General features: G+C 73.7%; 29 protein-coding genes. 16 read left to right on the top strand and 13 right to left on the bottom strand.

Translation table 11 applies throughout. The features are described 5' to 3' along the window. The first annotated feature begins 108 nt into the window (after nt 1–108). On the top strand, nt 109–1,095 hold the full coding sequence (locus tag ACIBK9_RS47890) for a LacI family DNA-binding transcriptional regulator (RefSeq protein ID WP_397165853.1): 987 nt from the start codon (nt 109–111) through the stop codon (nt 1,093–1,095). Here the strand turns inward: ACIBK9_RS47890 and ACIBK9_RS47895 are convergent. Then, complete coding sequence (locus tag ACIBK9_RS47895) at nt 1,034–1,678, bottom strand: phosphatase PAP2 family protein (protein ID WP_397165815.1); 645 nt, start codon at nt 1,676–1,678, stop codon at nt 1,034–1,036. The two genes, ACIBK9_RS47890 and ACIBK9_RS47895, sit on opposite strands and share 62 nt — an antisense overlap. Nucleotides 1,679–1,717: 39 nt before the next feature. Then, nucleotides 1,718–2,704 carry a LacI family DNA-binding transcriptional regulator gene (locus ACIBK9_RS47900; RefSeq protein ID WP_352361447.1) on the bottom strand — a complete coding sequence of 329 codons (987 nt, stop codon included), beginning with the start codon at nt 2,702–2,704 and terminating at the stop codon, nt 1,718–1,720. 192 nt (nt 2,705–2,896) lie between these two features. Here ACIBK9_RS47900 and ACIBK9_RS47905 point away from each other — a divergent pair, with 192 nt between their 5' ends. The 4 genes from ACIBK9_RS47905 to ACIBK9_RS47920 all read left to right on the top strand — a co-directional run bounded on the left by ACIBK9_RS47905 (nt 2,897) and on the right by ACIBK9_RS47920 (nt 7,115). Next, a complete protein-coding gene (locus ACIBK9_RS47905; protein WP_397165817.1) occupies nt 2,897–3,742 on the top strand; it encodes a sulfotransferase family protein in 846 nt (281 codons plus the stop codon). Then, nucleotides 3,739–4,917 carry a glycosyltransferase family 4 protein gene (locus ACIBK9_RS47910; protein WP_397165818.1) on the top strand — a complete coding sequence of 393 codons (1,179 nt, stop codon included), beginning with the start codon at nt 3,739–3,741 and terminating at the stop codon, nt 4,915–4,917. The genes ACIBK9_RS47905 and ACIBK9_RS47910 overlap by 4 nt, the downstream gene beginning before the upstream one ends. Nucleotides 4,918–5,042: 125 nt before the next feature. Beyond that, nucleotides 5,043–5,942, top strand: coding sequence for a D-alanyl-D-alanine carboxypeptidase family protein (locus tag ACIBK9_RS47915; protein ID WP_364338042.1), 900 nt, complete (start codon nt 5,043–5,045; stop codon nt 5,940–5,942). 105 nt (nt 5,943–6,047) lie between these two features. Further along, entirely contained in the window at nt 6,048–7,115 is a 1,068-nt protein-coding gene (locus ACIBK9_RS47920) for an oxidoreductase (protein ID WP_397165820.1), read from the top strand. An 88-nt stretch (nt 7,116–7,203) separates the two neighbouring features. On the opposite strand, the gene ACIBK9_RS47925 is transcribed toward ACIBK9_RS47920, so the two are convergent. Further along, entirely contained in the window at nt 7,204–7,833 is a 630-nt protein-coding gene (locus ACIBK9_RS47925; protein ID WP_397165822.1) for an alpha-ketoglutarate-dependent dioxygenase AlkB, read from the bottom strand. A gap of 203 nt (nt 7,834–8,036) precedes the next feature. Here ACIBK9_RS47925 and ACIBK9_RS47930 point away from each other — a divergent pair, with 203 nt between their 5' ends. Next, complete coding sequence (locus ACIBK9_RS47930; protein ID WP_397165824.1) at nt 8,037–9,353, top strand: MFS transporter; 1,317 nt, start codon at nt 8,037–8,039, stop codon at nt 9,351–9,353. Between the two features lie 125 nt (nt 9,354–9,478). Here the strand turns inward: ACIBK9_RS47930 and ACIBK9_RS47935 are convergent, their stop codons facing one another. The 5 genes from ACIBK9_RS47935 to ACIBK9_RS47955 form a co-directional block, all read right to left on the bottom strand. Then, nucleotides 9,479–10,018, bottom strand: coding sequence for a CGNR zinc finger domain-containing protein (locus ACIBK9_RS47935; RefSeq protein ID WP_397165825.1), 540 nt, complete (start codon nt 10,016–10,018; stop codon nt 9,479–9,481). A gap of 102 nt (nt 10,019–10,120) precedes the next feature. Further along, nucleotides 10,121–11,080, bottom strand: a complete 960-nt coding sequence (locus ACIBK9_RS47940) for a hypothetical protein (RefSeq protein ID WP_397165826.1) — start codon at nt 11,078–11,080, stop codon at nt 10,121–10,123. 5 nt (nt 11,081–11,085) lie between these two features. After that, nucleotides 11,086–12,036: a TolB family protein gene (locus ACIBK9_RS47945; protein ID WP_397165828.1), complete on the bottom strand. Its 951-nt coding sequence runs from the start codon at nt 12,034–12,036 to the stop codon at nt 11,086–11,088. A 73-nt stretch (nt 12,037–12,109) separates the two neighbouring features. Continuing rightward, nucleotides 12,110–12,472: a DUF2203 domain-containing protein gene (locus tag ACIBK9_RS47950; RefSeq protein ID WP_387664809.1), complete on the bottom strand. Its 363-nt coding sequence runs from the start codon at nt 12,470–12,472 to the stop codon at nt 12,110–12,112. A gap of 10 nt (nt 12,473–12,482) precedes the next feature. Then, nucleotides 12,483–13,172 (bottom strand): GntR family transcriptional regulator, encoded by a 690-nt coding sequence (locus ACIBK9_RS47955; RefSeq protein ID WP_397165855.1) that lies wholly within the window; start codon nt 13,170–13,172, stop codon nt 12,483–12,485. An 83-nt stretch (nt 13,173–13,255) separates the two neighbouring features. Here ACIBK9_RS47955 and ACIBK9_RS47960 point away from each other — a divergent pair, with 83 nt between their 5' ends. Further along, nucleotides 13,256–14,587 (top strand): MFS transporter, encoded by a 1,332-nt coding sequence (locus tag ACIBK9_RS47960; RefSeq protein ID WP_397165830.1) that lies wholly within the window; start codon nt 13,256–13,258, stop codon nt 14,585–14,587. Between the two features lie 89 nt (nt 14,588–14,676). On the opposite strand, the gene ACIBK9_RS47965 is transcribed toward ACIBK9_RS47960, so the two are convergent. Beyond that, nucleotides 14,677–15,975, bottom strand: coding sequence for an MFS transporter (locus tag ACIBK9_RS47965; RefSeq protein WP_397165832.1), 1,299 nt, complete (start codon nt 15,973–15,975; stop codon nt 14,677–14,679). A 195-nt stretch (nt 15,976–16,170) separates the two neighbouring features. On the opposite strand from ACIBK9_RS47965, the gene ACIBK9_RS47970 reads away from it, so the two are divergent. The 4 genes from ACIBK9_RS47970 (at nt 16,171) to ACIBK9_RS47985 (ending at nt 18,501) form a co-directional block, all read left to right on the top strand. After that, on the top strand, nt 16,171–16,938 hold the full coding sequence (locus ACIBK9_RS47970; protein WP_397165834.1) for a sirohydrochlorin chelatase: 768 nt from the start codon (nt 16,171–16,173) through the stop codon (nt 16,936–16,938). Nucleotides 16,939–16,979: 41 nt separating this feature from the next. Next, nucleotides 16,980–17,528 carry a GNAT family N-acetyltransferase gene (locus ACIBK9_RS47975; RefSeq protein ID WP_387664798.1) on the top strand — a complete coding sequence of 183 codons (549 nt, stop codon included), beginning with the start codon at nt 16,980–16,982 and terminating at the stop codon, nt 17,526–17,528. 97 nt (nt 17,529–17,625) lie between these two features. Further along, the gene (locus ACIBK9_RS47980; protein WP_364338031.1) at nt 17,626–18,066 is read left to right on the top strand and encodes a hypothetical protein; all 441 of its coding nucleotides are present in this window, start codon (nt 17,626–17,628) and stop codon (nt 18,064–18,066) included. A 30-nt stretch (nt 18,067–18,096) separates the two neighbouring features. Then, the gene (locus tag ACIBK9_RS47985) at nt 18,097–18,501 is read left to right on the top strand and encodes a nitroreductase family deazaflavin-dependent oxidoreductase (RefSeq protein ID WP_387664792.1); all 405 of its coding nucleotides are present in this window, start codon (nt 18,097–18,099) and stop codon (nt 18,499–18,501) included. A gap of 3 nt (nt 18,502–18,504) precedes the next feature. Here ACIBK9_RS47985 and ACIBK9_RS47990 read toward each other — a convergent pair whose 3' ends face one another. Then, nucleotides 18,505–19,458, bottom strand: a complete 954-nt coding sequence (locus ACIBK9_RS47990; protein ID WP_397165836.1) for a LysR family transcriptional regulator — start codon at nt 19,456–19,458, stop codon at nt 18,505–18,507. A gap of 84 nt (nt 19,459–19,542) precedes the next feature. Between ACIBK9_RS47990 and ACIBK9_RS47995 the strand changes: the two genes are divergently transcribed. The 3 genes from ACIBK9_RS47995 to ACIBK9_RS48005 all read left to right on the top strand — a co-directional run bounded on the left by ACIBK9_RS47995 (nt 19,543) and on the right by ACIBK9_RS48005 (nt 21,338). Continuing rightward, a complete protein-coding gene (locus tag ACIBK9_RS47995; RefSeq protein WP_397165838.1) occupies nt 19,543–19,707 on the top strand; it encodes a hypothetical protein in 165 nt (54 codons plus the stop codon). Nucleotides 19,708–19,751: 44 nt separating this feature from the next. Then, a complete protein-coding gene (locus ACIBK9_RS48000; RefSeq protein ID WP_352361137.1) occupies nt 19,752–20,120 on the top strand; it encodes a PH domain-containing protein in 369 nt (122 codons plus the stop codon). Between the two features lie 66 nt (nt 20,121–20,186). Then, nucleotides 20,187–21,338 (top strand): hypothetical protein, encoded by a 1,152-nt coding sequence (locus ACIBK9_RS48005; RefSeq protein ID WP_397165840.1) that lies wholly within the window; start codon nt 20,187–20,189, stop codon nt 21,336–21,338. A 13-nt stretch (nt 21,339–21,351) separates the two neighbouring features. On the opposite strand, the gene ACIBK9_RS48010 is transcribed toward ACIBK9_RS48005, so the two are convergent. After that, nucleotides 21,352–21,720 (bottom strand): hypothetical protein, encoded by a 369-nt coding sequence (locus ACIBK9_RS48010; RefSeq protein ID WP_364338028.1) that lies wholly within the window; start codon nt 21,718–21,720, stop codon nt 21,352–21,354. A gap of 5 nt (nt 21,721–21,725) precedes the next feature. Further along, entirely contained in the window at nt 21,726–22,901 is a 1,176-nt protein-coding gene (glgA, locus tag ACIBK9_RS48015; RefSeq protein WP_352329860.1) for a glycogen synthase, read from the bottom strand. A 235-nt stretch (nt 22,902–23,136) separates the two neighbouring features. Here glgA and glgC point away from each other — a divergent pair, with 235 nt between their 5' ends. After that, on the top strand, nt 23,137–24,372 hold the full coding sequence (glgC, locus tag ACIBK9_RS48020) for a glucose-1-phosphate adenylyltransferase (RefSeq protein WP_352329862.1): 1,236 nt from the start codon (nt 23,137–23,139) through the stop codon (nt 24,370–24,372). A gap of 219 nt (nt 24,373–24,591) precedes the next feature. Here glgC and ACIBK9_RS48025 read toward each other — a convergent pair whose 3' ends face one another. Continuing rightward, nucleotides 24,592–24,891, bottom strand: coding sequence for a hypothetical protein (locus ACIBK9_RS48025; protein ID WP_397165841.1), 300 nt, complete (start codon nt 24,889–24,891; stop codon nt 24,592–24,594). 281 nt (nt 24,892–25,172) lie between these two features. Here ACIBK9_RS48025 and ACIBK9_RS48030 point away from each other — a divergent pair, with 281 nt between their 5' ends. Continuing rightward, nucleotides 25,173–26,513, top strand: a complete 1,341-nt coding sequence (locus ACIBK9_RS48030; RefSeq protein ID WP_397165843.1) for an amidase — start codon at nt 25,173–25,175, stop codon at nt 26,511–26,513. The last annotated feature ends 232 nt before the right edge of the window (nt 26,514–26,745 follow it).

Consider the following 26,745-nt stretch of genomic DNA (forward strand, 5'->3'; position numbering starts at 1 on the left):
CAAAAGGCACGTAATGCGCACGATGGTTGACGAGGTCCGAGCCGGGCGGCTACGTTTCGGGGCGACGTCATTGGACCGGTCAAACCCCTAGGAGGCCGCGTGGTCACGATGCAGGACGTGGCCGAGCGGGCCGGGGTCACCAAGCAGACGGTCTCCAACGTGGTCACCGGCCGCGTACGCGTCCGCCCCGAGACCGAGGCCAGGGTGCGCGCCGCCATCGCCGAGCTCGGCTACACCCCCAACCTGGTCGCCCGCTCGCTGGCCACCGGCACCACCATGACCGTCGGACTGTTCGTGCCGACGGTGGCCAGCTCGTTCTACTCGGCCGTGGTCGAGGAGGCGGAGAACGTCCTGGAGGAGCACGGCTACCACCTGCTGCTGTGCACCACCCGCCTCGACGGCGACCGGGCCCGCCGGCACATCACCGGCCTGACCAGCCGCTCGGTCGACGCCCTGCTGATCGCCGGCGACAACGGCCTCACCGAGCACCTGCCGCTGCTGGCCGACGCGCGTTTCCCCGTGGCGCTGTGCGCGTGGGAGAGCGAGGTGCCCGACACCCTGCCCGTCGTCACGATCGACTACGAGCAGGCCGGTTACCTGGCCGGGCGGCATCTGCGCGAGCTGGGCCACGAGCGGGTCGCGGTGCTGAGCAGCGCGCCGCACGCGCTGCGCGTGCAGGGGTTCCGCCGGGCGTTCGCCCGCGACGGCCTCGACGTCCCGGCCGCGGCCGTCTTCACCGCGCCGGAGCCGACCGCGATGGGCGGCTTCACCGCCGCCACCGCGGCCCTGACCGCCGACCCCGGCCTGACCGCGCTGTTCTGCACGCACGACATCCTCGCGCTGGGCGCGCTGGAGGCGGCCCGGCTCGGCGGCCGCTCGGTGCCCGGCGACCTGTCGGTGGTCGGCCACGACGACATCGACGAGGTACGGGTGACGCATCCCGCCCTCACCACGGTCGCCGTCCCGAGCAGGGAGATGACCAGGCAGGCCATCGAGCTCCTGCTGCGCGCCCTGGACGAGGGCCGCCCGCCGGTCAACTCCCTGCAGTTGCTGCGCTCGACCCTGATCGTCCGGGCCAGCAGCGGCCCCGCCTGACCTCCTGCGGCGCGGCGCAGGCGGCCAGCGTGCGGCGCAGCCATCGTCCGCAGCCCCGGGCGCTCCAGCCCGCCGCCGCCCCGACGGCGACCCCGGCCAGCACGTCGCCCGGGTAGTGGGCGCCCACGTACACGCGGGAGGCGGCCACGCCGGCGGCGAGCAGCGTGACCGAGGTGGCGACCGGCAGCGGCGCGTCCCTGGAGACCGCCACCGCGAAGGCGACCGCGGACGCGCTGTGCCCCGACGGCAGCGACGAGGACGCCGGCACCCGGCGGCGCCGGATCACCGGGATGAGGTCCGTCAGCGGGCGCGGCCTGCGGATCGCCTGCTTGACGACCATGCTGGTCAGCGGGCTGGCCAGCGAGATCGCCAGCAGCCCGCGGACGCCCGCCCGCTGCAGGCGCGGCCGGCCCGTCATCATCAGGACGCCCGCCACCAGCCCCCACAGGACCGAGTTGTCGGCCGCCGACGACAGATGCGGCAGCAGGGCGTCGAGCACGGGCAGGTCGGAGCGCGCGATCCGGTCGAAGGCCCGCTTGTCCCAGGCGTCGAAACGTTCGAGCAGCATCATCCAGCCGATCACCTCCGCGACGGCCCTACACCTGCCCGCCGATCATGCCGGTCATGCCCGGGACGGCCTGGCTCCCGTGCTCTCCCTGACCACGAGCTCGGGCTCGACCAGCCGCCGCGCCTCCGGCTCGTGCCCGGCCATGAAGTCGAGCAGCAGGTGAAAGGCGTGCCTGCCGACCTCGCCGAAGTCCTGGCGCACGGTGGTCAGCGGCGGCCAGAAGTAGGCCGACTCGGGGATGTCGTCGAACCCGGCCACGCTGACGTCCTCGGGCACCCGGCGGCCGGCCTCGCGCAGCGCGCGCAGCACGCCGAGCGCCATCTGGTCGTTGGCCACGAACACGGCGGTGACGTCGGGGTTCTCGCAGAGGCGGCGGCCGAGCTGGTAGCCCGAGCGGGCGCTCCAGTCGCCGCGCAGCACCTCGGGCGCCTCCCGGCCGGCGGCCTCCAGCACGCCGCGCCAGCCCTCGATGCGGCCGTTGGCGTCGAGCCAGTCGGCCGGGCCGGCGACGTGCCAGACCGTCTCGTGGCCGAGGCTGAGCAGGTGACGGGTGACCCGCCTGGCGCCCGCCTGCTGGTCGACCTTGGCCACCGGCACCGGGATGTCGTCGCCGGCGTCGACGGCCACCACCGGCATCTCCGGCGGCAGGTGGCGCAGGCCGTCGGCGGCCGACTCGTGCGGCGCCACGATGATCACGCCGTCGACCGCCTGGGCGCGCAGCCGCTGCACGCCCTCCTCCATCGACCTGCGGCTGAGCGAGGGCAGGCTGGCGATGCTGACGTTGTAGCCGGCCCGCCTGGCCGCCTGCTCGATGCAGTAGAGCGTGGAGGCCGGGCCGTAGAGGGTGGTGTCGATGCTGACCACGCCGAGCACCCCGGACCTGCCGGTGACGAGCTGGCGGGCGGCCTGGTTGGGCCGGTAGTCGAGCTCGCGCACCGCGGCCATGACGCGGGCCCTGGTCTCCGCGCGGACCCGGTCGGGCGCGTTGAGCACGCGCGAGACGGTCATGGCCGAGACCCCGGCGAGCACGGCCACGTCCATGAGCACCGCCGGCCTGTCGCCCTTCGCTTTCACCGCCGCTCACCTCCTGTCAGCGGTAACGCTAACAGGCCCGGGCCGCTCCCGCGCGACCGCGCGGCGACCGCGCACGGCCCCCGCGAACCCGCGGTACGCCTGGTCGGCGGCCTGACGCTGCCAGGTAACTGCCAGGAACGGTAGGTAGTCTGCCTCGCCATGAACTGGCAGCGGCACGTCAACAAAGCGCTGGTCAGGTTCACCGGATTCCAGATCGAGCGAGTCGGGAACACGCCCTCTCCCCCGCCCGCTCCCGAGATCAGACCGCCCGCGGATCCGCTAACCGACCGGCTGCTCGAATCCCCCGTCTTCCTCCTGTCCCCCGTACGGTCCGGCTCCACGCTCCTGCGCGCGATCCTCAACGCCCACCCCGACCTGCACGCCCCGCACGAGCTGCACGTACGCCGGTTGCGGGTGCAGTTCGGCACTCCGCTGGCCGCCAAGGCGATGGCCGCGCTCGGGCACAACGCGGCCGACCTGGAACACCTGCTGTGGGACCGGGTGCTGCACCGCGAGCTGGTCCGCAGCGGCAAGCGGTACGTCGTGGACAAGACCCCCGCCAACGCCTTCGCCCACCAGCGCATCGCCGCCTGCTGGCCGGACGCCCGCTTCGTCTTCCTGCTGCGCCACCCCGCCTCCATCGCCACGTCCTGGCACGAGGCCGCCCCCGACCGGCGCACCCCCGAGGAGGCCGCCCTCGACGCCCTGCGGTACATGAAGGCCGTGCAGCGGGCCAGGGCCGCGCTGCCGGGGCTGACCGTCAGGTACGAGGAGCTGAGCGCCGAGCCCGAGCGCGTCACCCGCGAGATCTGCGCGTTCCTCGGCCTGGAGTGGGAGCCGCGGATGCTCTCCTACGGCGAGCAGCAGGTGCTGGAGAAGGGGCTCGGCGACTGGCGGGACAAGATCAGGACCGGGACCGTCCAGCCCGCCCGCGAGCTGCCCTCCCCCGGCCAGATCCCCGAACCCCTCAAGCCCATCGCCCGGACCTGGGGGTACCTCGCGTGAAGATCCGCTACCTGATGCTGCACGCCTACGGCATGGGCGGCACGATCCGCACGGTGGTCAACCAGGCGAACGCGATGACCGCGGCCGGGCACGACGTCGAGCTGGTCAGCCTGGTACGGCGGCGCGAGGCCCCGCAGTTCGCCATCGACCCCCGCGTCACCGTCACCACGCTGGTGGACCAGCGCGGGGGCAGACAGCCCGACTCCGTCGGCCGCAGGGCGTGGCGGCGGATCCGCGGCAAGATCGTGCCGCGCGGCGAGTTCGCCGCCGACTACTTCACCGAGCGGGTGGAACGCGCCGCGATGGACTACGTCTCCGGCCTGTCGGGCGGCGTCCTGGTGACGACCAGGCCCGCGCTGAACCTGATCTCCGCCCGCCGCACCCCCGCCGACGTCGTCAGGATCGCGCAGGAGCACATGAACCTGTCCGCCTACCCCGACACGATCCGCAGGGAGATCGCCCGCCACTACGGCAGGTTCGCCGCGGTCACCGTGCTGACCAGGACCAACAAGCTCGAATACCAGCGCCTGCTGCCGGACACGCCGGTGGTGGTGATCCCGAACGCCGTCCACCGCGTGGAGCAGGAACCGTCCCGGCAGGTCAACCCGGTCATGGTGGCGGCCGGGCGGCTGGTGCCGCAGAAGGGGTTCGACCTGCTCATCGAGGCGTTCGCGCAGGTCGTGCGGGTGCATCCGGAGTGGCGGCTGCGCGTCTTCGGCACCGGGCCGCGCCGCAGCCAGCTCGCCGGGCTGGTCGCGCGGCACGGGCTGGGGGAGCACGTGACGCTGCCCGGCCGTACCGAGCGGCTGGAGAAGGAGCTGGCCGAGGCGTCGGTGTACGCGCTCAGCTCCCGCTTCGAGGGCCTGCCCATGGTGATGATCGAGGCCATGACGCACGCGCTGCCCGTGGTCGCCTTCGACTGCCCCACCGGGCCGCGGGACGTGCTGACCGACGGCGTGGACGGCGTCCTGGTGCCGCCCAGGGACGTGGACGCGCTGGCCGCGGCGCTGATCCGGGTGATCGGCGACCGGGAGCTGCGGGTGCGGATGGGCGAGGCGGCAGCGGCGACGTCGCGGGCGTACGGGCCGGAGGTGGTGATGCCGATGTGGGAGGAGCTGTTCTCCGGGCTGGCGCGGGGGCAACGGGTGGCGGACAACCTCTGGACGGGCCGCTGAGGCGCCCGGCGCGGAAAGATCTACCTGACGGATTCTTCGGCGTAGGCGGGGTTTCTAACGATTCGGTCACAGATTTTGCCACAAATCGTTAAACGCACGCCAAACCGGGCGGCAGCCTGGGGTGCATGCGTAACCGGAAAGCTCGACTCACCGCGTTCGCAGGCGCCTTCGCCCTGGTCACGGGGCTGGGCGTGCCCGCGTACGCGCAGACCGCGACCCCGTCCGCCGCGGCCCCTTCCCTCGTCGCCTCCTCCGCCGACGCCGGGGCGCCCGCCGTGTACGGCCGGGCCGCCTACCTGATGGACGCCCGGTCCGGCGCCGCCCTGTTCGGCAAGGCCGCCGACACCCGCATGCCGATCGCCAGCCTCACCAAGACGATGACGGCGTACGTCGTCCTGCAGTCGGCCAAGCCCACGGACATGGTGGAGATCGCCCCCCAGGACGCGCGGTACGCCGAGGAGGGCGGCGGCACCACCGCCGACCTGCGGCCCGGCGACCGGCTGCCGGTGGGCGAGCTGCTCTACGCGCTCATGCTGCCCTCGGGCGCCGACGCCGCCCACGCGCTGGCCCGCACGTACGGGCCCGGCGTGCCGGGGTTCGTCGACAAGATGAACGCCACCGCCCGCTCGCTCGGCATGAACGACACCCGGTACGTCAACGCCGACGGGCTGCCCACGCCGGCGGGCGACGGCTGGTCCACCGCCCGCGACCAGGCGGTGCTGGCGGCCAAGGCTCTCCAGGTGCCGCTGATCGAAGGCGTGGCCGGGACCCGGTACCACGAGGTCGCCGCGACCGAGGAGCACGGCGCGTACGGCTGGCGCAACACCAACCGCCTGCTCGCCGAGCCGGGGGTGATCGGGCTGAAGACGGGGTTCACCCGGGCGGCGGGGTACAGCCTGGCCTTCGCCGGTGAGCGGGACGGGCACCGGCTGGTGGGCGTGATCCTCGGCGAGTCGGTCTCCAGCCGCCGCTTCGACACCGCCCAATCCCTCCTCACCTGGGCCCCCACCCGCACCGCCGCCTGAGCCCTCCCACACCCCCACCGCCTCCACAGGACAGGCGTCGTCTCCTGGGTCGCCCGTTTGTCCGCATGATGGACGCTCGTGATCTCTTGGGTTAGTTTGCCCGGCATGAACGTTCGCATCGCGATGAGCGTGTTGTCCGCGGCGCTGGTGCTCGCCGCCCCGCTCCCCGCCCACGCCGCCACCACCGGCCCCGGCCCGGGCCTCGGCTGGGAGCTGAAGGGGACCGGCGTGACCGCCCGCTTCCGCGGTCTCGCGCCCGTGAGCAGGGACGTGGTGTGGGCCGCCGGCACCGGCGGAACCGTCCTGCGCACCGTGGACGGCGGACGCACCTGGCAGAACGTCTCCCCGCCCGGCACCGAGTCACTCCAGTTCCGCGACGTGGAGGCGTTCGACGCCCGCCACGCCCTGGTCCTGTCCATCGGCACGGGCACGGACGGCCGCGTCTACCGCACCGAGGACGGCGGCCGTACCTGGACCGAGTCCTTCAGGAACGACGAGCCGAACGCCTTCTACGACTGCATGGCGTTCTTCGACCGCCGCCACGGCCTGGCCATGAGCGACCCGGTGAACGGCAGGTTCCGCCTCGTGGCCACCGAGGACGGCGGCCGGAGCTGGCAGGTGCTCCCGTCCACCGGCATGCCGGACGCGCTGCCCGGCGAGGCCGGTTTCGCGGCGAGCGGCCAGTGCCTGGTGACCGCGGGCGGACGGGACGCCTGGATCGCCACCGGCGGCGGCGAGCGGTCACGCGTGTTCCGTTCGGCCGACCGCGGGCGTACGTGGACCGTCTCCGACACCCCGATCCCGGCCGCCGACCCGGCGAAGGGCGTCTTCGCGCTGGCCTTCCGCGACCGGCACCGCGGGATCGCGGTCGGCGGCGACTACCAGCCCGGCCTCCCCTCCCCCAACGCCGCCGCGGTCACCGGGGACGGGGGCGCCACCTGGCGGACCGCCACGACCCCGCCGCCCGCGTACCGGTCGGGGGTGACGTGGCTGCCGCACCTGCCGTTCGCGGCGATCGCGGTCGGCCCCACGGGCAGCGACGTGACGTACACCGGCGGGGCCCGCTGGGAGACCTTCGACGGCGGCTCGTTCGACACGGTCTCGTGCACCCCGGACCTGTCCTGCTGGGCCTCCGGCGAGCAGGGCCGCATAGCCCGTCTCCGCCTCCGCTAGCACGAGGGGCGCACGGGGCTCGCAGAGCCCACGGCGGGCACGGCGGGCACGGCGAGCGCGGCGAGCGCGGCGAGCGCGGCGAGCCGGGTCAGCGGACGCCGCGTGGCCTGAACTGGATGCTGATGCGCGGCCCCGCGGGCCGGGCGGTCTTGGGGATGGCGTGCTCCCACGTCCGCTGGCAGCTGCCGCCCATGACGATCAGGTCGCCGTGCCCGAGGTCGCGGCGGATCGAGGGGCCGCCGCCGCGCGGGCGCAGCAGGAGCGGGCGCGGGCTGCCCACCGAGACGATCGCGACCATGGTGTCCTCGCTGCTGCCCCGGCCGATGGTGTCGCCGTGCCAGGCCACGCTGTCGCGGGCGTCGCGGTAGAAGCACAGGCCCGCGGTGCGGAAGGGCTCGCCCAGCTCCTCGCCGTAGTGGGCGTCGAGCGCCGCTCTGGCCTGGTCGAGGACGGGGTCGGGCAGCGTCTCGCCCTCGTCGTAGAACTTGAGCAGGCGCGGGACGTCGAGGACCCGGTCGTACATGCGGCGGCGCTCGGCACGCCACGGCACCGTCTCGGCCAGCCGCGCGAACAACGTGTCGGCCCCCGTCAGCCAGCCGGGCCGCAGGTCGATCCAGGCTCCGTGATCGAGGTACGTCCGGCGGACCGTGGCGCCCAGCCGCCCGACGCCGAGCTCCTCGTCGAGACCCAGCAGAGATGCTTGGAACGCGGCTTTCATGAGGCCGAGTCTATGCCATTGTTCGTACACATATTCGACTCAGGGGCCGGCTCGGGGATTGGAAGGCGCCCGGCCTGTGCGGTACGCAGTCCGTACAGGCCGGGCGGGTCGCCGCCGACGGGCGCGAGGCCCGCGCGGGACGATCACCCGAGCCCTTCCCCGCCCGGACCGTCCCTTAACACGGATCCTGTAACGTCTTGCTGGTGCTGACGCGTTACATGGCCGCGGTGGTCGCGGCCCGGACCGGCGACGAGATGTCCGGACCCGCCCTCCTGGTGGCCGGGCTCGCCGCCACCGGCTCTCCGCTGCTCGGGGCGTCGCTGCTGGCCGGGCTGACCGTCTCGGCGGCCGTCGGCGGGCCGCTGCTCGGCGTGCTGCTGGACCGCGCCCGCCGTCCGGGCCGGTTGCTGGCGTGCTGCCTGCTCGGGTACGCGACCGGCCTGCTGCTGGTGGCGGGCGGCGTCGGACGGGTGCCCGGGACGGCGCTGGTGGCGCTGGCCGTGGTGACCGGGCTGGCGGGCCCCGCGCTCACCGGCGGCTGGACGGGACAGCTCCCCCTGGTCTCCGGGCCCGACCGGGGACGGCTGGCACGAGCCACCGCGCTGGACGCCATGACGTACAACGTGGCGGGGCTGGCCGGTCCCGCGGCGGTCGGCGTGGTCGCGGCCGTGGCGGGCGGTCCGGCCGCCGTCCTCGTCTCCGCAGCCCTCCTCCTGACCGCCCTCCCTGCCGCCTGGACCCTCCCCACCCGCACCCCCCGGAACCACCCCACCCACGCCCACCCCACGAGCGACCTCCCCGCAGGCAACCGGCCGAACGGTGAGCGGCGGCGCTTCGGCGGCCTCAGCTCGCCCGTGCGGGCTGCGGGAGCGGTCGCGCGGGAGATGGCCGCCGGGGTCCGGGCGGTGCTCGGGAACCGGGTGCTGGGACGGGCCACCGCCGGGTCGATGGTCTCGTGCGCCGGGGCGGGCATGTTCGTGGTGTCGGCGCCGGTGCTGGGGCTGGAGCTCACAGGCGACAGCAGCCGCGGCACGCTGCTGCTGGCCGTCACGGCGGCAGCCGGCCTGGCCGCGAACGGACTCCTGGCCTGGCGCGGCGGCCCCCGTCGACGGAACCCGTCACCGGCCTGGGACGCGACCCTGGCCTGGTCCACCGCGCTGGTCGGCGCGGGCATGGCGTTGGCCGCGATGGCAGGAACAGCCCTGGTGGGGGCGTATTGGATCGCGGTGGTCGCGGCGGGGCTGGTGGGCGCGGGCGAGGGGCCGCAGTTGACGGCGCTGTTCGCGGTGCGGCAACGCGAGGCCCCCGCCGGGCTACGCAGTCAGGTGTTCACGACCGGCGCCAGCCTCAAGATCACCTCGTTCGCCGTCGGATCGGCGCTGGCAGGCCCGCTGAGCACCCAGTCGGCCACGGCCGCCCTGCTGACCGGCGCGGCCTTACAGGCCGTGGCCATCTACGTTCTCCTCCGCCGCCGCGGTTGGCGAGCGTCAGCGGGCGACGCGGGCACCGGCAGGCGGTGAGCAGGCGCGCGCTGGCTGTGGCGGGCTGGCTGGCTGAGGCGAGCTGGCTGTGGCGGGCGCGTGGCGTCAGGGGGCGGGCGCGGTGGGCGGCGACGCGGTCTCGGGGTAGGGGCGGGCGCGTGGCGTCAGGGGGTTGGCTGGGGGCGGGCGCGGTGGGCGGCGACGCGGGCGCGGGTGGCGCAGCGGGTGCCGCAGTAGCGGCGGGGGCTGCCGCCGCCCAGGTCCAGGTACGGCCGTCCGCACCCCGCGGCCGCGCACAATCCGCCCGGAACGCGCTGATGGTCGGCGACCAGCACGGCCAGGGCCATCGCCGACGAGGCCAGGAACCACTCGGCCCACGGCGCGTCGTCGCCGCTGTCGACGTGCAGATGCCAGGACGTCGTGCCCCGGTGGCTGGTCAGCCTGGGCGGCCGGGCGGTGTCGGCGAGCAGGCGGTTGAGCAGGCCCGCCGCCTCCCCGGCGTCGCGCGCGCCCAGCACGTCGCGCAGCCGGGCCGCCGCCGCCCGCATCGCGGCCACGTCGGAGTCGTCGAGGCCGAGGTCGCCGTGCTCGCCGTGGCGGCGCAGGACGTCCGCCACCGAGGCGGGCGTCGGCTCTTCGTGCAGCAGCGCCACGCACAGCTCGACGGCCCTGACGGCCATCGCCCTGGTCGAGTGAACCTCCACGCGGCAAGCGTATCCACGGCGGGACTCCCCCTGCCCCGCCGCGGACCCTGCCCCGCCGCGGACCCTGACCCGCCGCGGACGCTGCCCCGCCGTGGCGTGGGCTCAGCCGCCGCAGGCGGCGAAGACGAAGCTGTCCTTGAGGACGGTGTACCGGTCCCTGACCCGTACGGCCCCCGTCCCCGTGTCGACCTGGACGATGGTCATCCTGGACGAGCCGGACACCAGGTGCAGCGTGACCTGCGTGTCGCCGGTCCAGTCGATCATGCTGAGCTCGCCGTCCGGCAGCTTGATCTTCCTGCGTCCGGTGACCTCGTCGGTGGCGAGGTCGTAGGTGAGCAGCTCGGTCTTCCTGCCGCGGATCACGACCGCCGCCGTGTGCCCGTCGCCGGCCAGCGCCTGCGGGCCGTTGGCGGCCACGACCTGCGGCGGCGTGACGCGTACGAGATGCTCGCCCGTCTGGTCGCGCACGACCAGGTCGGTGACGGAGTCGTCGGACTCGATCGAGGACAGCACCTCGTCGCCGTCGCCGCTGAACCCGAGGAGGGTCTCGTCGGCGGGGACGGTGCCGAGCAGGGCGCCGGTCGCGGTGTCGAAGATCTTCGTGGCGGCGGGCCGGTCGCTCTGGACCACGACGGCCAGCCGCGCGCCGTCGCCGGAGAGCAGCAGCGTCACCTCGTTCTGGGCGACCCGCGGCAGCGCGTCCTCGGGCAGCAGCGTGACGCCGCCGCCCAGCGCGCGTACGGCCGGCCGCCCGGACTTGGTGAGGTACGCCACGCGCTGCCCGTCGCCGCTGACCGCGATCGGCGCCGGCGAGGTGACGGTGGACCTGCGCCTGGCGTCGAGCGCGACGACCTGGGCGTCGGGCAGCGTCCTGCGCCCGCCGTCGTGCATGATCAGCCGCCACTGCCCGCAGGGCCGGGACGTGCCGTCCTTGGCCGGGCAGCCCTTGACGGAGGCGTACCGGATGCTGTCGTGGCCGTGGTGCGGCGCGGCCTGGGCGGCGGCGGCCGGCACGGCGGTGAGGGTGAGCAGGGCTGCGGTCAGCAAAGGGACGATTCTCACGATGGTCACTCCCCCGGGAACACGATGGTGTGAGGGTCGGGGCCCACCTTGTAGGTGTCGGTACGGCGGGCCTGGCCGGAAGCGGGGTCGACGGTGAGCACCCGTACCACCGTCGACTTCGTGGAGCTGCTGTCGTAGGAGTAGGCGGCGAGCCGTCCGTCAGGGGTCCAGCGGGCGTGGTCGGGCGAGGCGTCGCCGGCGAGGGGCAGGTTCACGCCGTCGGCGAGCCGGGCGGTCTCCAGGTCGTACGTGCGCATCCGGGGCGGGCCGCCACGGCTGCCGCCGGAGCTGAACGCGGCGACGGTGTGCCCGTCGGGGGACAGCGCGAGGGTGACGGCGTTGGCGACGAACTGGGGGGCCTGGCTCCTGAGCGCGCGGCCGTCGAGCCCGTAGGAGTACAGCCATCTGGTGCCGTCGCTCAGGTCGCGGGTGGTGAGCACCTCGTCCCCGTCGCCGCTGAAGCCGGCCGGTTCGCCCTTGACGGTCAGGCCGGTGATCCTGCCGGTGGCCAGGGTGAGCACGTCGACGTGGCCTTGGCGGCCGACGAGGAGCCGGTCGCCGGCCGTTGACAGGTAGAGGGCGTCGTCCGCGCCGGGGCGCAGGGACCTGGGCAGCTCCCTGACCGGGCCGCCGGCCGCCGCGCGTGCGACCAGGCGGTGGTCGCGGGCCCGCTGGTAGACGATGGTCCGGCCGTCGCCGCTGAGGGCGAACAGGGAGGTCGCGCGGGCCTTGGCGCGGGCGGCGGAGTCGCCGACGGTGACCTTGCGGCCGTCACGGAGGAGCAGGTGCCAGGGGCCGCACGGGGACGTGCCCTCGACGGGCAGCTCGCAGGCGGTGACCCAGGCCGCGCGGGCCTGCGGCGGCCCGGTGCGCGCGGGTGCGGCGGCGGCCGGGAGCCCCAGCCCGCCGGCGACCGCCGGCGCGAGGAGCGCGGCGGCCGCTGAGGATAGCCTCATGAGTGGTGATCCTTTCGCTCACCTGGTTAGACCCATGGGCACGGTGGCGAGTTGGTCACAGGTAGGCCACGCTTCAGGGCAGCGGGCGCCGCCCCGCGAAGCCCAGATCCGTACGGTGGTACCAGGCGAGCTCGGGCTCCCCCTCGATCCAGCACAACCGCACCGACGCCCCGCCGAGCACGGAGGGGAAGTCGATCAGCAGCGGCGCGACGCCCTTGACCTCGATCCCCTGCTCGCTCCACCGGGTCAGCGTCTCCTCGATGCGCGCCTCGATCGCCTTGATCTCGGGCAGCCCGCCGAGCCGCGACCCGCCGGCGGCCTGCCGGTCGAAGGCGATCTCGGCCAGGTCGGCGCGGCCCGCGACGATCTCCCGCGCCTCGGCGATGATGCCGGGCAGCAGGGCGCGCGCCTCGTCCAGGGTGAAGATCCGGTCCATGCGGAAAACGCTACCCGTTCGGCTGGTAGGCGTGGATGAGAAGCCGCTCGGCCTCGTCGAAGTAGTCGTCGAGATAGGCCGCCGCCTCCTCGGCGCGGCCGGTCGTCAGCAGGGCGAGCAGCGCGCGGTTGCGTTCGATGAACGGCTCGTGGAAGGCGCGCGGGTTGTCCATCACGTGGAAGACCAGGCGCAGCTCGGCCAGGAGCTGCCGCATGGCCTCGTCGAGGCGGGGGCTGCCGTGCAGGCCGACCAGGGCCTGGTGGTAGCGGATGTTGGCGGTGCCGACGCCCTGCCAGTCGCCCTGGGCGGCGGCCCGCTCGGCGTCGCGCACGGCCTCCTCGATGAGCGCCAGCGCCTGCCGCGACGCCTTGCGCCGGACGGCGGCCCCTTCCAGCACCCGCCGCATCGTGTAGAGGTCGGAGACGTCCTCCACGGACGGGAGCCGGACGAAGACGCCCCGGTTGAGCCGGTGGTCGAGCAGGCGTTCGTGGCCGAGCAGGCGGAACGCCTCGCGCAGCGTGTTGCGCGAGACGCCGAGCCCTTCGGAGATGGCCTCCTCCGACAGCCGCGCGCCCGGCGGGAAGGCGCCTTCGATGATGCTGTCGCGGAGGATGTCGGCCACGCGCTCGGCCGTGCTGCTGCGGTTCAGTCTCGACCGGTGCCGGGCGAGGTCCGCGACCACGTCTTCCACGTGCGCCAGGGAATCATGGAGCAAACCTCTTGTCGAATTGTTCAACAATCCTTACGTTGAAACTATCCCCTCGACCATCTGGGGAGCCTTCGATGTCAAGCTCCGCGCACCAGACCCGCCGGGTGATCATCGCCGCCCTCGTCGGCACGTCCCTGGAGTGGTACGACTTCTTCCTCTACACCACGGCCGCGACGCTGGTCTTCGGCAAGCTGTTCTTCCCGTCGCTCGACCCGCTCAACGCGACGCTGGCGGCTTTGACCACCAACGCCGTCGCGTTCGTCGCCAGGCCGCTCGGCGGCGTGGTGTTCGGGCACTTCGGCGACCGGGCCGGCCGCAAGACCGTGCTGGTCGTGACGCTGCTGCTGATGGGCCTGTCGACGTTCCTCATCGGCGTGCTCCCCGGCTACGCGAGCGTGGGGGTGGCCGCGCCCGTCCTGCTGGCCGTGCTCCGCTTCGTCCAGGGCTTCGGGCTCGGCGGCGAGTGGGGCGGCGCGGTGATCATGTCGCTGGAGCACGGCGACAGCAGGCGGCGCGGCTTCAACGCGAGCTGGCCGCAGGTCGGCGTGCCCGCCGGGTACGTGCTGGCCACCGGCCTGCTCGCGATCCTGTCCTTCGCCCTGCCGGACGCGGCCTTCCAGGCGTGGGGATGGCGGGTGCCGTTCCTGCTGTCGGGCGTGCTGGTGCTCGTCGGGCTGTGGGTGCGGACCCGGGTCGCCGAGTCGCCGCTGTTCTCCCGCGTCGAGAAGCACGGCGCCACGGTCAGGATGCCGCTGGTCGAGGTGCTGCGCACGCATCCGCGGGCGCTGCTGTCGGCGTTCACCGCGCGCATCGGGGTGGACGTGGCCTTCTACACCTTCACCGCGTACATCATCGTCTACCTCACCGGGCAGCTGAAGCTGGACCGGTCGGTGGCGCTGTACGCGGTGCTGATCGGCTCGGTGCTGCAGCTCGGCCTGATCCCGCTGTTCGGCGCGCTGTCGGACCGGCTGGGCCGGCGGCCGGTCTACTTCGCGGGCGTGCTGGCGGCGGCCGGGTGGGTGTTCGCGTTCTTCCCGCTGCTGGACACGAAGTCGTTCCCGCTGATCGTGCTGGCGGCGGTGGTCGCGCTGGCCGCCCACGCCGCCATGTACGGCCCGCAGGCCGCCTTCATCGCCGAGCTGTTCAGCACCCGCCTGCGCTACAGCGGCGCGTCCATGGGCTACCAGGTGGCCGGGATCGTCGGCGGCGCGCTGGCCCCGATCATCGCGCTCAAGCTCTTCGACCTGTACGGCACCACGCTCGCCGTGTCCCTGTACGTGGTTGTCGCGCTGGCCGTCACCGCCGTAGGTTTGGCCATCGCCCCGGAAACCCGCGACCTGGACATCGCCGCCGGCGAGAGCGGCACCGCCAGGAGGCTGCCCGGCCAGGTGGGTCCCTTCGCCTGAGTGCGGGGGAAGGCGGGAACGCCGCGAAGGCGTGGGCGGCGGCTGCCACCGCCGCCCACGCGCGCCGCTCGAAGGACTTCTGGGACGGCTCAGACGGCGGTCTCGGGCTCGGTGACCCGCGGGCGCCTGCGCCAGTCGCCCTTGAACGCCGCCGTGGAGGCCAGGAACACGACCTGCCCGGCCAGCGCCACGGCGAGCCAGGCGCCCCAGCCGCCCGCCGAGACCACCATGGGCGAGACGACCAGCAGCACCACGATCATGACGCGGACGACCATGCCCCAGATGCCCAGCGCCGAGCCCTGCAGGCGCGACTCGACGTCCTCGGCGTTCTCGGAGAAGTTGGCCATCCACGGCACGTACGCGACGCCCATGAACAGGAAGAGCAGCGCGTAGACGGCGGTGACGTGCCCAGGGGAGACGCCGGGGCCGACCATGCCGATGAAGTAGGCGAGGGTCAGGACGGTCAGCGCGGTGCCGGCGGCCGTGAACGGCTTGCGCAGCCGCAGCCGGTCGGAGACCCGGCCGACGACGACCACGGCCACCGCGTTGAGCACGATGCCGAGCGCCACCACCCGGTTGGCCCCCGCGGGCTCCAGGCCGAACGCCTCCACCAGGATCGTCTGCCCGAAGATCGCGAACGTCCAGTAGAGCACCTGCCAGCCGGTGTTGCCCAGGACGTGGGCCCACAGGTGGGGATGGCGGAACAGCTCGCGCACCCGTCCGGCGTCGATCTTCTCCTCCGCCGCGACGGCCTCCTCGGCGTCGAGCACCTGGGCCCGCAGCGCCGCCGACGGCTCGGCGATCTTCCAGACGATGACCGCGCACATGGCCAGCGAGACGACGCCCATGATGATCGCCTGCGACTGCCAGGCGTTGTCGAACAGCGGCAGCGTGAACCCGGCGATGAACGAGGCCAGGAAGGACGCCCCGACCGGCCCCCACGTCCAGAACGCAAACGCCTGGGCGCGGCCGAGGCGCGGGGAGAAGTCGCGGACGAGGGAGGCGGTGATGGTGATCCCGGCGCCCTCGATGAACAACATCAGGCAGCGCACCCAGAACAGGCCGGCCACGGTGTCCACGGTGGCGAGCAGGAAGTTGCAGGCCGCCGTGACGGTGAGGGTGGGCACCAGGAGCGTGACCCGTCCCCAGCGGTCGGACAGGATGCCGCCGACGCCCGCCGACAGGCCGCCGATCAGCACCGATCCCGCGGCGAGCAGGCCGTAGACCGTGAGCGACATGCCCAGGTCCTTCATCAGCAGCGGCAGGATCGTGGCGAGCGTGGTCTCGAAGTTGGCCACCAGGCTCGCCAGCACGGCTATCGCCAGCAGGAAGATCCGCCGGCGACCGACCGGGTACACGCTCAGCTCGCGGACATAGAACGGCTTCATTCCCATCCTCCGGGGACGGTGTGTGACGGTCGCTCTAGAACGCGTTTCTAGTTGCCTCAGAGTTGCCCTTCTCAGGGGGGTTCGTCAACGGCGGCGGCGGTCACGATGTGATCTCGATCACAGCATTCCCGTTGTGACGGAATCGCTCCCGATTCACAGAACAACCAGCCGCGAATAGGCATAAACTGCGCGCCTGTGAGCCTGCCTGTACGTGAACGTTCCCCCCGGCCCGGCGGCGGCCGGCACCGCCGCCCCGTGCCCACGTCCCTGCCGCCGGACGCGCCCATGCTCGTGCTGGCCACCCCCGGCGGCACCGGCGGCGTGGCCGAAGAGATCACGGCCGTGGTGCGGGTCGACAACCCGCAGATCGAGGTGCGGCTGACCGCCGTCGCCGACCTGGCGGACGCGCTGCCCGCGGGCCGCGACGCCGTCGTGGTGCCCCTGCTCACCTGGGACGACCCGGTCGTCATGGCCGAGATCGGCAAGGCCATCGCGGCCGCCGGCTCCGGCGCGGTCGCCACCGAGGCGCTCGGCCCCCACCCGCTGCTCGCCGAGGCCCTGCACATCAGGCTGGCCGAGCGCGGCCTGGCCAGGGCCGACCGGGTCCGCCTGCTCAACGTCTCCAGCCCCGTCGACGCCGTCATCCTGGGCACGGTGGGCGGCGAGCGCGCGGTGCACGCCGTCCAGGCCACGGCCGTGCTGCTGGCCTCCAGGCTCACGCTGCCCGTCGTCGCCGCCTCGCTGGACAGCGAGCCCGGCGTGGACGTCGCCGCCCAGCGCCTGCGCGCCGCCGGGGCCGAGCGGCTGGCCATCGCGCCCTGCCTGATCGGTCACGAGGCCCCGGCGGAGCTCGTCGAGCGCGCCGCCGCCGCCGTCGAGGCCGGTCACGCCGAGCCGCTCGGGGCGCACAGCGCCGTCGCCGAACTTGTCGCGCGGGCTTACGGCAGTCAGCTGGCGACTTGACACCCTTGTAAAGATCGCGATAGTCGCGTTACCTTCTGCGCATGCGGCGCGTGATGGTCATCGGCGAGCGAATCGGACTTCGTGACCTCACCGACGCCGACGTCGTCCCGCTGCACTCCGTCTACGGCGATCCGGCGGCCACGCAGCACATGCCGTTCGCGCCGCGCAGCGTGCAGGAGGTCGCCGCCCTGGTCGGCCAGGCCATGGAGGCGGCCGCCGCCGAGCCGCGCCGCCTCTACGTGCTGGCCGTCGTGGACGCCGACCGGCGGCACGTGATCGGCGTGGCCCGCCTGAAGATCGACCCCGACCTGCCCCACAGCGCCGAGATCGGCTTCGGCCTCCATCCCGACCAGTGGGGCCGCGGCATCGGCACCGACCTGGTACGCCTGCTGCTGTCGTTCGGCTTCAAGCAGCTCGGGCTGCACCGCGTCTGGGGCGCGAGGTCGCCGGCCAACCTGCCCGCCCAGCTCGCCATGCTGACGGCCGGGATGGTCGAGGAGGGACGGATCCGGCACCACGTGCACACCCCGCACGGCTGGCGCGACTCCATCGTGCACGCGGCGATCCAGGACGAATGGACCGAGCGCTAGCGGCGACGAGCGGCCCGGGCGGTGGACGGTGAGTGGCGCGCCGCGGAATTGTCGGTGGCAGGTCCTACGATGAGCCTCCTCACGGAGGGATAGCCGCATGCCTGACTCGCTGATCGTGCCCCTGTTCGTCACCACCGACCTCCCGCCGCACGCGGACCTGGCCGAGTTCGGTGAGCTGCTGGCCCGCACGGCGCGGGTGCTCGGCCCCGACGGCCCCGACGGCTCCGCGGCGGTCCTGTCCGGCAAGGTGTTCTGGCTCGACCGGCCGGTGCTGCCGGCGCAGCGGCCCGCCGCCGACGACGAGCTGCGCTTCGCCGGGATGCTCGGTCACCTCGTCACGTCCGGGCCCGGCGTCCGCGAGGTGGTGGCCGGCGTGCGGCGGGCGATCGGCGCGGCGGTGACCGAGCGCTACGGCGACGTGGGCGCGGCGCCCGCCGTGTTCGCGATCCGCGACCGCGACGTGCGCGAGCGCACCCCCGACTCGGCCCTCCCGCTCGACAGCCGGCGGGCCGCCGAGCTGGTCGGCGCGGCACGGTGAGGACACCCCCGCGCGGGGTAGTCCAGAGGCATGCTCTATGGCAAGGAACACGTGCAGCGCTATCAGGCCACCGACGGCGCGGAGGGGCACGACTGGAACAACACCACCGTCCTCCTCCTGACCACCAAGGGGCGTAACTCCGGCAGGCCGTACACCACGCCGCTGATCTACCAGCGGTTCGGCGACGACTTCCTCGTGGTCGCCTCCAAGGGCGGCGACCCCGAAGATCCCCAGTGGTACAAGAACCTGCTGGCCCATCCCGACGTCGAGGTGCAGGTCAAGGGCGACAGGTTCAAGGCGCGCGCCCGCACCGCCTCGGCGGAGGAGAAGCCCGAGATGTGGCGGACGATGACCCGCACCTGGCCCCAGTACGACGAATACCAGGAGAAGACCGACCGCCAGATCCCGGTGGTCGTGCTCGAACGCACCACCTAGACGTCAGGCCACCACAAGGGCCTCGTCGGCCTCGGGGAGCCAGGAGCCCGGCGGGCGGCGCAGCCAGTGGCGGGCCCGTCCCAGCTCGGCGACGGCGGCCAGGAGCGCGGCGAGGCCCGGGTGCCGCAGGCCCTTGGGATGCACCAGGTTCTGCAGGCCGAGCGGCACGGGCTCGGCCAGCGGCCGGTTCACCGCGCCCGGGATCCCGCCGATCCCCACGCCGGCCAGCACGGGCTCGCGATGCCGGCGCAGGTAGTGCCCCATCTCCGCGGCCCCCTCGGGCGCGGCGTGCGGCCGGGCCAGCCGCAGCCCGAACGCCTCGGCCAGCCGCTCCCCCAGGTCGCTCCACTCCCGCGTGCCGGCGTTCCCGGCCATGACGTCCAGCGGGAAGGCGGCCAGCGCGGCGAGCGGCACGGCGTCCAGTTCCGCGAGCGGGTGGTCCGCCGGCAGGAGCACGGCCAGGGGCTGCAGGCGCACCGGGACCTGGGCCAGCCGGGCGCGCACGTCCGCGGGCAGCCCGGCGAAGCGCCCGAACGACACGTCGAGCCGTCCGTCCAGCATCGCGGCCGCGCCCGCGGTCAGGCCGCCGTGGAACCGGGCCAGCATCTCGGTCCCGGGAGCCAGTTCCCGGGCTCTGACCAGCGGCTCGGGCAGGTCGGGGCCCTGCATGGTGACGTCCACGAGCAGCGGGCGGTCGGCGCCGAGCACGTCGGCGACGACCTCGTCGTGCAGCGCCAGCAGCCGCCGCGCCCCGGGCAGCAGCCGGGCGCCGGCGGGGGTCAGCTCCACCCGGCGGGTGGACCGGACGAACAGCGGCGTCCCGAGCCGGGTCTCCAGCGTGCGCACGTCCCGGCTGAGCGCCTGCTGGGCCAGGAAGAGCCGGGCGGCGGCGCGCCCGAAGTGCAGTTCCTCGGCGACGGCGACGAAGACGCGCAGCAGCCGGGGGTGCAGATCCACGACGCCACATTAACCACAAAAGCACGTCAATCGCGATATTTCGGTGTTGGACCGGGCGCAGGCGTCACCGCGACGCTGGGAAGCATGATCCGCCGTCTCCTGACCCGCCTCCTGACCCGCCTCCTCCGCCCCGCGCCACCCGCTCCGGCCCAGGTCCGCGCGCTGTTCGGGCTGCCACGGCCGCCCGGCACGTGCGGTTGCCTGCTCGACCTCCCGCACGACCCCTCCGCCCATCCGGCGGGCCCCTGAGCCCGGCGCGGAACGCGGGGGCACGTCCCGTTCGTTGGCCGGGCATGGCTGACATCCCCTACGACCGCAAAGAGCAGTTCAAGCAGATCGAGAGCGGCCTGCTCCCCGGCGAGCAGATCATCGCCGTCTACGACGCGATCGGGGCGGGCACCGGGTTCCTGGGGCTCACGGACCGGCGGGTGATCGTGCAGGACAAGTCGTTCGTGGGCAAGCGGATCGCGATCACCAGCATCCCCTACGCCAAGATCTCGGCGGTGAGCGTCGTGAGCAACAAGTCGCTGGCCGGCGGGTTCTTCTCCTCCGGTGCCATCGCCATCCACGTCGGCACGCACACCTACGAGGTGGACTTCCGCGGCGACAACAAGGCCCACCACGTGCACAACGTCATCCTCCACTACATTTCGCAGGGCTGATCGGCGTCACGCGTGGTCTCCTGGGCAGGGTGAGCGTATTCTGCCGATGATCACGAAGGGGGCGAGGTGCGGCGTTCCGTACGTGCCCGCGTGGCCGGTCTCGGCGTGCTGCTGGCGCTCCCGGCCTGCGCCGGGCCTCCCGGGCGGGACGTCCCGTCCGCTCCGGCGGTGAGCCTCACGGTCCAGGCCCGCTGCCCCCGGCCCGGCGGCGACGACCTGCGCGCCGAGCCCGTACGGTCGCCGTGGCGGACGGTCCCGGCGGGCGACGGGCACGGCACGCTCGACCGGCTGGCGGTCGCCCCCGACGGGGCGGTGTGGGCGGTGCGTTCCGTCCAGCGCGAGACGTCCGCCGGGATGGAGACCACGTCCGGCGGGCTGAGCCGGTGGGACGGCGCGCGCTGGCGCACGTACGCGCTGCCGTCCCGGATGACGGTCGCCGCGGTCGGGGCGGTCTCGGGCGAGCGGGCGTGGGCCTTCGGGACCGGCGACGACGAACGTCCCGGCCTGGTCGCCGGCGTCACGGACGGCGCCGTGAGCGCCTCCACGCCGCTCAAGGAGCGCGCCTCGGCCATCGGCCTGCACGGCACCGCGGCGAGCGGCCCGTGGGCCGTGTCCGGGCGCGACGCGCTGCGCTGGGACGGCTCGGCCTGGCGCGCGTACCGGCTGCCCGCCCCGGCGCGGGCCCTCGGCGGCGAGGGCGCGGACGTGTGGACGGTCGGCCGGACCGCGCACGACCCCGCCGCCCGCTGGAACGGCGTCGCGTGGCAGGCGGTGCACCTGCCCGAGCCGGGCGCGCCCGAAGGCGCGCGGCCGGCCCGCACGGAGCTCGGCGACGTGGCCGTGCTCGGGCCGGACGACGTGTGGGTGGTCGGCGGGGTGTCCTGGTTCCCGCCCGACGAGTACGACGAGCAGGGCGAGCCCCTGGAACGCCGCCGCCCGCTGGCGCTGCACTGGGACGGGTCGGCCTGGCGGTGCCGCTGGGGCCCGGAGGGCGCGGCCTTCACCGAGGCCGAGCCCGACGGCCGGGCGGGCCTGTGGGTGCTCGACTCGACCCGCTCCCGGCTGCACCACTACGCGGCCGGCCGCTGGACGACGACGACCGTGCGCGGCACGGTCACCGCCCTGGCCCGCCGCCCCGGCACGACCGAGGTGTACGCGGCGGGCTGGACCGGCCCCGAGGGCGACCTGACCAGGCCCGCCCTCTGGCTCACCCGCTGACCCGCCGCCACCCCTACATGCAGGTGAAGCCGTTGGGGGCCGCCCGGCAGAAGTCGCGCAGGTCGCGCAGCCAGGAGGCGGTGGCCGAGTAGTTGAGCGCCAGGTCGTCGCGGTGGAGGCGGTGGTCGTCGGGCTCCTCGGTCACCTCGCCGTCGAGCCGGACCCGTCCGTGCTCGGGCAGGCCGCCCAGGTAGTCGTCGAGGAAGGCCGCGATGCGGCCCGCGTCGGCGCCGGTGAGCGTCATGCGGCCGTTGAAGCCGAGCAGGCACGCGGTCTCGGGGTCGAGCACCCGGGCCTCCTCCAGCAGGGACAGGGTCGGACGCCAGTTCCAGGCGTTGACGCTCAGGCATCCGCCCTCGGGGGTCTCCAGGTCCCAGCTCAATACGTTCAGTCCCGGCGCAGCGAGGCGTAGAGGTCGAGGGTGCGCCGGGCGATGCGCTCCCAGGAGAAGTGCTCGACGGCCCTGGCCCGCCCGGCGCGGCCCATCTCGGCGGCCCGCGCCGGGTCGGCCAGCAGCGCGTTGACCCGCTCGGCCAGGTCGGCGGCGAACGCCTCGGGATCGTGCGGGGTGCCGTCGGGGCCCTGGTCGATCGGCACCAGCAGGCCCGTCTCGCCGTCGGCGACGACCTCGGGGATGCCGCCGGTCGCGGTGGCCACCACGGGCGTCTCGCAGGCCATGGCCTCCAGGTTGACGATGCCCATCGGCTCGTAGACCGACGGGCAGACGAAGACCGAGGCGTGCGTGAGGAGCTGGATGACCTCCGGCTTGGGCAGCATCTCCGAGATCCACAGCACGCCGTCGCGGTCGAGGCCGCGCACCAGCCCGGTCACCTCGGCGGCGATCTCCGGCGTGTCCGGCGCGCCCGCGCACAGGACGAGCTGGGCCGCCGGGTCGAAGGAGCGGGCGGCGTGCAGGAGGTGCACCAGGCCCTTCTGCCGGGTGATGCGGCCGACGAAGATCACGTAGGGCCGGTCGGGGTCGACGCCGTGCTTCTTCAGCACGTCGAGGCCGGGGTCGGGGGCGTACTGGGCGGTGTCGATGCCGTTGTGGATGACGGTGACCCGGCCGGGCGGGATCTCGGGGTAGGCGGCCAGCACGTCGCGGCGCATGCCCTCGCTGACCGCGATCACCGCGTCGGCGGCGGCCAGGGCGGTGCGCTCGGCCCACGACGAGACCGTGTAGCCGCCGCCCAGCTGCTCGGCCTTCCACGGGCGCAGCGGCTCCAGGCTGTGGGTGGTGACGACGTGCGGCACGCCGTGGAGCATCTTGGCGACATGCCCGGCGAAGTTGGCGTACCAGGTATGGGAGTGGACGACGTCCGCGCCCTCGCAGGCGGCGGCCATCTCCAGGTCGACGCCGAGCACCTGGAGGGCGGCGTTGGCCCGCTCCAGGCCGCCGGGCACCCGGTAGGCCGACACGCCGGGCTCCTCGCGATCGGCCCCGAAGCAGCGCACCCGGACGTCGGCCAGCTTGCGCAGCTCCCTGGCCAGGTACTCCATGTGCACCCCGGCGCCGCCGTAGACGTCCGGCGGGTACTCCCTGCTGAGCAGATCAACACGCATGCCCACGACCTTACGACGCGCCGGGCCCGGCGCCCTCCAGCGAGCGGCATGTTTTGCGCCGACCATCAACTCCGGCACCGCACTTGTGAACCGTCGCAAGCATAGGGAACACATCGATACAGCCCAATGTCGGTAAGTCCGGCCCCTGCTCAACGCGGATAAGTCAGGACACGGCGGCACAGCCCAGTGCGCGGTTTCGTCGATAGATCGGCCATTTACGGGTAGCGTCCTGGACATGAGGTCCCGGAGGGTGCTTGCGGTTGTGCTGGCAGGTGGAGAGGGCAAGAGGCTCATGCCGCTCACGGCGGATCGGGCCAAACCGGCGGTGCCGTTCGGGGGGATGTATCGGCTGATCGACTTCGTGCTGTCGAACCTCGCGAACGGCGGCTTCTTGAAGATCGTGGTGTTGACCCAGTACAAGAACCACAGCCTCGACAGGCACGTCTCCCGTACCTGGCGGCTGTCGGCGATGCTGGGCAACTACGTGACGCCCGTGCCCGCCCAGCAGCGGCTCGGGCCGCGCTGGTTCTCCGGTTCTGCGGACGCGCTGTTCCAGAACCTGAACCTGATCTACGACGAGATGCCCGAGCACGTGATCGTGTTCGGCGCCGACCACATCTACCGGATGGATCCGCGGCAGATGGTCGAGCAGCACGAGGACTCGGGCGCGGACGTGACGGTGGCGGCGATCCGCCAGCCGCTGTCGCTGGCCGACCAGTTCGGCGTGATCGAGACCGATCCCGAGGGCCGCCGCATCGTGGCCTTCAGGGAGAAGCCGAAGGACGCCGTGGGCCTGGCCGACTCCCCCGACGAGGTCTACGCCTCGATGGGCAACTACGTCTTCAAGACCCAGGCCATGATCGACGCGCTGCGCGAGGACGCGCTCGACCCGACCAGCAAGCACGACCTGGGCGGCAACATCATCCCGATGCTGGTCAAGTCCGGCGGCGCGGACGTCTACGACTTCAAGAACAACATCGTGCCCGGCTCCAGCGAGCGCGACCGCGGCTACTGGCGCGACGTGGGGACCCTCGACGCCTACTACGAGGCCCACATGGACCTCATCTCCGCCCACCCGATCTTCAACCTGTACAACGACAAGTGGCCGATCTTCACCGGGCACGACCCGCTGCCCCCGGCCAAGTTCGTGCACAACGACGGCGACCGGGTGGGCCGGGCGATCGACTCGCTGGTCTCCCCCGGCGTGATCGTCTCGGGCGGCATGGCGATGCGCTCGATCCTGTCGCCGAAGGTCGTGCTCCACTCGCACTCGCTGGTGGAGGACTCCGTGCTGATGGAGAACGTCAAGGTGGGCCGGGGCGCGATCGTGCGCAAGGCGATCATCGACAAGAACGTGGTGATCCCCGACGGCGCGCGCATCGGCTTCGACCTCGACTACGACCGCACCCGCTTCGCGCTGACCCGCGGCGGGGTCGTGGTCATCGGCAAGAACGAGATCGTCGACCGTTAGGGCCCGGGCGGGCCGGTCCCCTGCCCGGGGCCGGCCGCGTACCGGGCGGCGGCGGTCCTGATCGGCTCCGGCGGCCCGCGAGTGTGCTCATCGCGTGGGCGCACGGGTCCGGGGCTCGGCCGGTCGGCGGCGGGGGGTGGAGCGCCGGGCGCCGCGGGCGCCCGGCAACGCAGGATCCCGGGCCACGCACGGCGCGGCCCGGGCTCAGGTGATGCGACCTCAGATGCCGGCGCCCACGCCCAGGCCGTACGCCCAGCCGCCCGGCCAGTAGCCGCGGCCCGGCCAGTAACCCCAGTTGTAGCCGTCGTGGGGACGCCCGTAGTAGTCCCTGTGGTGCTCGCAGGCGTCGGCGTCACGGTGTCCGGCGGACACGCCCCACGGCGTGATGCGGAGCGCGGTCGAGTCGTCGGACGTGCTCAGGTCGCACTTCTCGTGGTGGACGTTGGCGTTGGCCGCCCCCGCCATGCCGAACAGCGCGGCGACGGCGAAGCCGCCGGCGACGATGAGGTTGACTTTCATGAATCCCCCTGGATCACGAAGTGACATCGCTGCTCACTGTACGTAATCGCCTCCGTACCGCCGTGTAACGCCACGCCAGGAAAGGACTCGGCGCTTTCCGGTGCCACCCCGGCGAAGTCCGGCCTTCTCCGGCGGAAGCCCCGTCGCGCCCCCAGAAGTCCGGCCACTCCGGAAGCGCCGCCGCGCCCTGGAACGCCGGTCGGCGGGCCGGGACGCGTAGTCTGCTCCGGACGCCCGTCCGTTCACGGCGGGGTCGCCGTGAACCGTCCGGAGAGGACCTCATGCCGCCCACACCGCCCGGCCCCTTCACCGGCCGTTCCGTCACCGACCTGGCCCGTGACCTGCGCGCCGGCCGGACCACCGCCGCCGAGCTGGCCCGGCTGGCGCTCGACGCGGCCGTCACCCTGGATCCCGCGCTCGGCGCCTTCGTCACCGTGGACCCGGTGGGCGCGGCGGCCGCCGCCCGGCGGGCGGACCAGGAGCTGGCCGCGGGCGCCGACCGCGGCCCGCTGCACGGCGTGCCGGTCGCCGTGAAGGACCTCATCGACGTCGCGGGGCTGCCCTGCACGATGGGGTCGCGGCACTTCGCCGGCCACGTCGCCGAGTCCGACGCCGCCTGCGTGACGCTGCTGCGCCAGGCCGGGGCGGTGATCGTCGGCAAGACCACGACGCACGAGTTCGCGTACGGCCCCACCGGCGACCGCTCGGCCAACGGTCCCTCGCGCAACCCGCGCGACCCCGCGCGCATGTCCGGCGGGTCGAGCGGCGGCAGCGCGGCGGCCGTGGCGGCGGGCATGGTGCCCCTGGCGATCGGCACCGACACGGGCGGGTCGGTGCGCATCCCGGCCGCTCTGTGCGGGATCGCCGGGTTCAAGCCCGCCTACGACGCGATCCCGGCCGCCGGGGTGTTCCCCCTGTCCCGGACGTTCGACCACGTCGGCGTGCTGGCCGCCGGCCCGCTGGACTGCCTGATCGCCTACCGGCAGCTCGCGACCGGCGGGCCGCCGCCCGCCCGGGACAGCGCCGGTGAGGCGGCGGCGGTGCGGGTGGGGTGGCTGGACCCCGCCGTCCTGTCGCCCTGCGATCCGCGTGTCGTGGCGGTCGCGCGGGCGGCGGCGGGCGCGGGGCTGAAGGAGGTCCGGCTGCCCGGGGAGCTGGCCGAGGGGCTGCGGGAGACGTACGCGACGGTGCAGGGCGCGGAGGCGTCCGCCGTGCACGCCGACCGGATGGCCAGGGCGCCCGAGCTGTTCGACCCCGAGGTGCTCGACCGGCTGCGCGCGGCCATGGACCTGCCCGCCTGGGCCTACGTCAAGGCCCTGGACGAGCGGCCCGCGCTGGCCGCCGCGGCGGAGTCGCTGTTCGACGAGCACGACGTGCTGGCGCTGCCGGCCGTGCCGCTCGTCGCGCCGCCGCTGGAGCAGCGCCAGACCGAGCTGGACGGGCGGGCCGTCGCCGTCCGGGCCGCGCTGCTGGCCCTGACCAGCCCGTGGAACGTGCTCGGCCTGCCCGCGCTGACCGTGCCGGCCGGCTCGGTGGACGGCCTGCCGGTCGGGCTGCAGCTCGTCTGCCGGCCCGGCCGGGAGGAGCTGCTGTTCCGGGTGGCCTGCTCACCGGGCGGCTGAGGAAAGGTGGGCCCCGGGCCGGCCCGGCGCAGGCCGGACCCGGGGGCGGGGGCTCGTGTCCGGCCGGGGGGCGCCATTCCCGTCGGCCAGGCCGAAGCCCACGGCCCTTTTCTTTCAGGGCCGTACGTCCGAGTGGCAGTGTGCTGGTTCAGGACATAGGAAACCCGTGTCGCAGGACATAGGAAACTTCAACAGAGTGTGTCTCGGGACATAGGCAACCACCGCGATCAAC

The organism is Nonomuraea sp. NPDC050227, assembly GCF_044459705.1.
Lineage (GTDB): Bacteria > Actinomycetota > Actinomycetes > Streptosporangiales > Streptosporangiaceae > Nonomuraea.

Excerpts from the sequence above, each read along its gene's own strand:
- ACIBK9_RS47890 (WP_397165853.1), top strand. The coding sequence starts at position 109 with ATGCAGGACGTGGCCGAGCGGGCCGGGGTCACCAAGCAGACGGTCTCC.
- ACIBK9_RS47900 (WP_352361447.1), bottom strand. The coding sequence starts at position 2,704 with ATGGACGTGGCCGTGCTCGCCGGGGTCTCGGCCATGACCGTCTCGCGC.
- ACIBK9_RS47905 (WP_397165817.1), top strand. The coding sequence starts at position 2,897 with ATGAACTGGCAGCGGCACGTCAACAAAGCGCTGGTCAGGTTCACCGGA.
- ACIBK9_RS47915 (WP_364338042.1), top strand. The coding sequence starts at position 5,043 with ATGCGTAACCGGAAAGCTCGACTCACCGCGTTCGCAGGCGCCTTCGCC.
- ACIBK9_RS47920 (WP_397165820.1), top strand. The coding sequence starts at position 6,048 with ATGAACGTTCGCATCGCGATGAGCGTGTTGTCCGCGGCGCTGGTGCTC.
- ACIBK9_RS47925 (WP_397165822.1), bottom strand. The coding sequence starts at position 7,833 with ATGAAAGCCGCGTTCCAAGCATCTCTGCTGGGTCTCGACGAGGAGCTC.
- ACIBK9_RS47945 (WP_397165828.1), bottom strand. The coding sequence starts at position 12,036 with ATGAGGCTATCCTCAGCGGCCGCCGCGCTCCTCGCGCCGGCGGTCGCC.
- ACIBK9_RS47950 (WP_387664809.1), bottom strand. The coding sequence starts at position 12,472 with ATGGACCGGATCTTCACCCTGGACGAGGCGCGCGCCCTGCTGCCCGGC.
- ACIBK9_RS47960 (WP_397165830.1), top strand. The coding sequence starts at position 13,256 with ATGTCAAGCTCCGCGCACCAGACCCGCCGGGTGATCATCGCCGCCCTC.
- ACIBK9_RS47965 (WP_397165832.1), bottom strand. The coding sequence starts at position 15,975 with ATGAAGCCGTTCTATGTCCGCGAGCTGAGCGTGTACCCGGTCGGTCGC.
- ACIBK9_RS47975 (WP_387664798.1), top strand. The coding sequence starts at position 16,980 with ATGCGGCGCGTGATGGTCATCGGCGAGCGAATCGGACTTCGTGACCTC.
- ACIBK9_RS47980 (WP_364338031.1), top strand. The coding sequence starts at position 17,626 with ATGCCTGACTCGCTGATCGTGCCCCTGTTCGTCACCACCGACCTCCCG.
- ACIBK9_RS47985 (WP_387664792.1), top strand. The coding sequence starts at position 18,097 with ATGCTCTATGGCAAGGAACACGTGCAGCGCTATCAGGCCACCGACGGC.
- ACIBK9_RS47995 (WP_397165838.1), top strand. The coding sequence starts at position 19,543 with ATGATCCGCCGTCTCCTGACCCGCCTCCTGACCCGCCTCCTCCGCCCC.
- ACIBK9_RS48000 (WP_352361137.1), top strand. The coding sequence starts at position 19,752 with ATGGCTGACATCCCCTACGACCGCAAAGAGCAGTTCAAGCAGATCGAG.
- glgA (WP_352329860.1), bottom strand. The coding sequence starts at position 22,901 with ATGCGTGTTGATCTGCTCAGCAGGGAGTACCCGCCGGACGTCTACGGC.
- glgC (WP_352329862.1), top strand. The coding sequence starts at position 23,137 with ATGAGGTCCCGGAGGGTGCTTGCGGTTGTGCTGGCAGGTGGAGAGGGC.
- ACIBK9_RS48025 (WP_397165841.1), bottom strand. The coding sequence starts at position 24,891 with ATGAAAGTCAACCTCATCGTCGCCGGCGGCTTCGCCGTCGCCGCGCTG.
- ACIBK9_RS48030 (WP_397165843.1), top strand. The coding sequence starts at position 25,173 with ATGCCGCCCACACCGCCCGGCCCCTTCACCGGCCGTTCCGTCACCGAC.